We start from the raw sequence: 4,070 nt of genomic DNA, 5'->3' as shown, positions 1-4,070 counted from the left end.
GCCGGGCATGACCTCCAGCAGATCGCTGTCGCCAACAACGCCGACGGGCGTCTCGAGCTTTTCGCCCTGGGCGGCGACCGCGCTGTCTACCATATCTGGCAGACCGTTGCCAATGGGGGCTGGGGTGACTGGGCAAGTCTAGCCGGGCGTGACCTCCAGCAGATCGCTGTCGCCAACAACGCCGACGGGCGTCTCGAGCTTTTCGCCCTGGGCGGCGACCGCGCTATCTACCATATCTGGCAGACCGTTGCCAACGGGGGCTGGGGTGAGTGGGCAAGTCTAGCCGGGCATGACCTCCAGCAGGTCGCTGTCGCCAACAACGCCGACGGGCGTCTTGAGCTGTTTGCTTTAGGTAGTGATAATTGGATCTACCATCGGTGGCAGGACTCGCCGAATGGCGGCTGGGGCGATTGGTTCTTTCTCCGCTGACAACACCTGTCGAAGACTCCTCATTCGATGTTGCATTCGCGCTTGATGTCGTCGTTCACCTCCGTAACCGGAAGGCGCTGTTCGATGAGGTGGTGAGAATACTTGAACCACGGAGTTTTAAGGTCTGCCGCATTGGATTGCCAAATTTGACGCTGCCTCACAAACGGCTACAACGAACGACGGTAAAAGCCCACAAGCAACTTATCCAAATGAGCAATTGGACGGCCGGTTCCTGAGTGGAAGCGACATCCGAACGTCTGTGCACTGGTGAGTTCGATTGACGCCTCATGGCCGCACTCAGCCAGATGATGGCCGTTGCGCGTCGATCCGCAGCCGCTATTGGAGCCAACGCTACATCTATGGCCGCTTCAAAGGTCCGTTGATGATTCGCAAGTCGGCTGCGCGGCGCACACGTTCTCGGCCGAAGCGGACAAGATGGCTTCGAATTCCGCTACGATTTAACGCGGCCCCGTATTAAACAACATCAGCATACAAGGATCTTCGTCGGGCCCATCGCTGAGAACAACGGGCGTACCAATCGGCACGACCGAACGCCAAAATTTTAGACCCTCAGGGTTATCGAGCATCGTTGTTACTCGCCAATCACCTGCATGCATTTCGAAGAGTGCGCGCACGGCCTCCCGCCCTATTGATTGTCCGCGATACGACTTCGAGACACAAAATTCAGCCATCTCGAACAACGGGGCATTGGCCAATGTTCTAGCCAGAGCAAACCCAGCTACCTTTCCGTCCACAAGAATAAAATAAGGGTGTCTTTCTGCCTCTTCCCAGTAGAGCGGGAGGTACGGATACTCTGTATCGGCTCCAAGTTCCTGCAGATAATCGACAACCATCTCGATCAAAACTTCTTGGGATTTCCTCGGCGCGATTTCGACTTCAACTTTCAATATCCTGCTCCCGAATGCTAATCAATGCCCTAGCTCGCCGACGCGTTAGTTGTCGGCGAGCTGCCCAATAACGTCGAGCGTCGGTTTATGGCCGATCACTGCCCGCGTCCTTACCCTGTCGGCAACCCCAACTCGCGAAGAATTCGACTTTCATATGCCGGCCAGTCTCTCTCTGAATTTTCAATGGCGAGCTTGGCTAACGGCAGTTCCTGAAACAGGCCGTCGGTAAGATGACGGTAATCACAGTACAGGGAAATCAGCCCGTCCAGTCCCACGAAACCATGGCGCACGCAGTAGGGAGCCGCGAGCTTCCAGTTGACCTGATAATCGATCCATTCGGGGCCCGTTCTGCGCAGACCGTTATGATGGCTTCTTCGACATCTTCCTGCCAAAGGTAAACGACGAACGGATTCAGCGGGGCGATGACTGTTGCCAGCTTCCGTATGTAGCCCCAAATCAACGCGGTATCGGCCTCCATTAGCAGCAAGTGAGTCAGGTCTCCGTGAAAAAGTTGACCATCCAATACCGGAATATCAGTACTTGATTGCGTGTACTCGACGAAGGCGGTCCATCTCGCCAATGCACGGTCCGCGAGATCCTCAGGTGTGGTGTCCCTCCACGGTTCAAACCAGTGTTCGAGTTCGTCAGTCGCGCGCACCGGATGCGGGTTGGTCCTTTCATGGATATGTACCGCCGGTCGCCCCGCTTCTTGCAGGTGTTTCGCGATGAACCGCATGGTCGTTGACTTGCCCGATCCCATGATGCCCTCGACGATCACCAGCCGGTGAACATTAGAAGGTTCTTCCGTGCAGGATTCCGACAGACTAGCCATGGTTCGCTCACAGCCCCCGTACGTTGAAAGTTAGCCAGCATCCGCATACGGTCCGGATTGTCGACGATTCGCGTGCGGCCGTCGAAGGTCGGCTTCTGGTCGGCCACTGCGTCACGGGAAAACGGTCAAGAACCGAAAGTTAAACCGGTTCCCCGAATCGCATTAGATGCCCGTCTGGATCACGAATTGTGAATTCCCGGCGTCCCCAAGGCTTAATTGCAAGCGGCTCCACGATCGTCACGTTCTTTAGCTGGTACTCGCTATAGAGCATGTCCAATCGCGGTGCAACGGAGATGTACAGGGCACCAGACGGAATACCCGAGGGCAAGATCCGCCGCGTCAGTTGCAGCCTCAGCCCCTGGGTGGACCAATCACCCCGGAACAATCCTGCGTGCGAAGCCGGATCGCCAGACGCGTACTCCACCGTGAAACCTAATTGGTCGCGGTAAAATTGCACGCCTGCGGCGACGTCAGCTACCTCCAATATCGGCTCAACCCCATAAAACACCGGCTCGCTGTCCGTGGATATGATCGGCACTCCATCCGTCGGCGCATCGCTTCCTGACCACTGCGTGCGTGTGATGCCATACACCGCCGTTTCTCGCGATAGACGCTCGCGCGGATAAAGCTGGCGGAAGCAACCGCGTCGCGCAAAACCAAGCGATTCCGCCAATCTCCGGGACGCCGTGTTGGCCTCGTGAATCCATAGCTCGACACGGTCGAGATTCAATTGCTGAAAGCCGAAATTCAGCGCTACCCGAGCCGCCTCCGCCGCGTATCCGTGAGACCTATGCGCAGGATGGAGCGCATAACCAAAGCCTGGAATCGTACCAAAGCCGAGAAAACCCAAAAAGCCGATCGTCTCTTGCGTCGCGGCGGTCCGCACGGCCCACCAGCGGGCATGGCGTGGACGCAACATCCCTTCAATAGCAGTTCGGGTATCTTCCAACGTCTGATGCGGACGTGTGTGCCAATAAGGCATTGCATCGGGGTCATGGAATAGGTCGAACAACGCCGGCGCGTCATCCGGACTCAACGCATGCAGATGCAGTCTGTCGGTTCGTAGCGGTTCAGACGGTGTCATCATTCAGTGACGCTCTGCAATGGTCCAGATGATCAGCTCGGTCGCATGCGGCCGACGTCCCGTAATATCGGCGTGGATTGCCGTGGCAGTGCCGAGATCGGCAGCATTGAATACAAGCGGTATTTTTACACGCTGCACCCACGGTGTAGCGCTGGCGACAGTACGTTTCCAGCTAAGGTAGACAAAGCGCGCCGCTGGTGTCCCGTGGACGAAAGGTCCAGCGAAATCGATGCTGCCGTCCCCCTTGTCGCGCACCTGAACCACGCACTCGAATTCGAAGGAACCGTCGCGTTTGCGCGTGCCCGCATGGACATGCTGTTCTTTGTCCTGCAAACCGACATTCGCTGCCTCTCCGATCGGCGGTAGCGAATTGCATGTCAGGATCACGTGAATGTCGCGGGGAAATTCACTCATTCGATATCCGTCGTCTCGAAGGAAATGACATTGTCGACGATCAGGGCGGCATTGTCGAAGGTCCGCTTGTGTTTAGGGTTGTAGGACGCCTGCCCGAATCCGCGTGCAAGCGAACTCGCGCAGAAGCAGGCGGGCAGGCGTCCTACAAGCCCCAAGGGAGGAAACCGCGGAGTGCTCCGATGTGATCGAAACGTTCACTGCTATGGCGATTTATCAGGGCGGATCGTGCGTGGGATAGATTGAAACGCGGATGACGGTGAACCTAAATCGGCAAGATCGTGGCAGCGACAGTGCAGCGTATTGCTATGCGGAGGGTTTGACGAGCGCCAAACTGCTCGTTTGGTGCGATGCGCGCAAGCGTCTCCTATAGGCTCTCGTTGCCGAAGAGCCGACAGTCGATCGG

5 protein-coding genes and 1 pseudogene are annotated in these 4,070 nt (G+C 57.0%); 2 read left to right on the top strand and 4 right to left on the bottom strand.

Going from position 1 to position 4,070, the window contains the following annotated elements:
- Together BSU04_RS46240 and BSU04_RS48725 are read left to right on the top strand one after the other, a co-directional pair.
- Positions 1-429: pseudogene (locus BSU04_RS46240) on the top strand (hypothetical protein); the annotation flags it as partial.
- The gene (locus BSU04_RS48725) at positions 378-665 is read left to right on the top strand and encodes a methyltransferase domain-containing protein (protein ID WP_373452801.1); all 288 of its coding nucleotides are present in this window, start codon (positions 378-380) and stop codon (positions 663-665) included. The pseudogene BSU04_RS46240 and the gene BSU04_RS48725, both read left to right, overlap by 52 nt.
- A gap of 222 nt (positions 666-887) precedes the next feature.
- Here the strand turns inward: BSU04_RS48725 and BSU04_RS05450 are convergent, their stop codons facing one another.
- The 4 genes from BSU04_RS05450 to BSU04_RS05435 all read right to left on the bottom strand — a co-directional run bounded on the left by BSU04_RS05450 (position 888) and on the right by BSU04_RS05435 (position 3,667).
- Positions 888-1,337, bottom strand: a complete 450-nt coding sequence (locus BSU04_RS05450) for a GNAT family N-acetyltransferase (RefSeq protein ID WP_218827237.1) — start codon at positions 1,335-1,337, stop codon at positions 888-890.
- A gap of 256 nt (positions 1,338-1,593) precedes the next feature.
- Positions 1,594-2,169: a hypothetical protein gene (locus tag BSU04_RS05445; RefSeq protein ID WP_256982191.1), complete on the bottom strand. Its 576-nt coding sequence runs from the start codon at positions 2,167-2,169 to the stop codon at positions 1,594-1,596.
- 139 nt (positions 2,170-2,308) lie between these two features.
- On the bottom strand, positions 2,309-3,256 hold the full coding sequence (locus tag BSU04_RS05440) for a GNAT family N-acetyltransferase (RefSeq protein ID WP_089159647.1): 948 nt from the start codon (positions 3,254-3,256) through the stop codon (positions 2,309-2,311).
- Positions 3,257-3,667 (bottom strand): DUF5990 family protein, encoded by a 411-nt coding sequence (locus BSU04_RS05435; RefSeq protein ID WP_089159646.1) that lies wholly within the window; start codon positions 3,665-3,667, stop codon positions 3,257-3,259.
- Between the last annotated feature and the right edge of the window lie 403 nt (positions 3,668-4,070).

Origin of the sequence: Caballeronia sordidicola (assembly GCF_002220365.1) — a bacterium.
Taxonomy (GTDB): domain Bacteria; phylum Pseudomonadota; class Gammaproteobacteria; order Burkholderiales; family Burkholderiaceae; genus Caballeronia; species Caballeronia sordidicola_C.
This window is presented reverse-complemented; position numbering and strand designations above follow the sequence as displayed.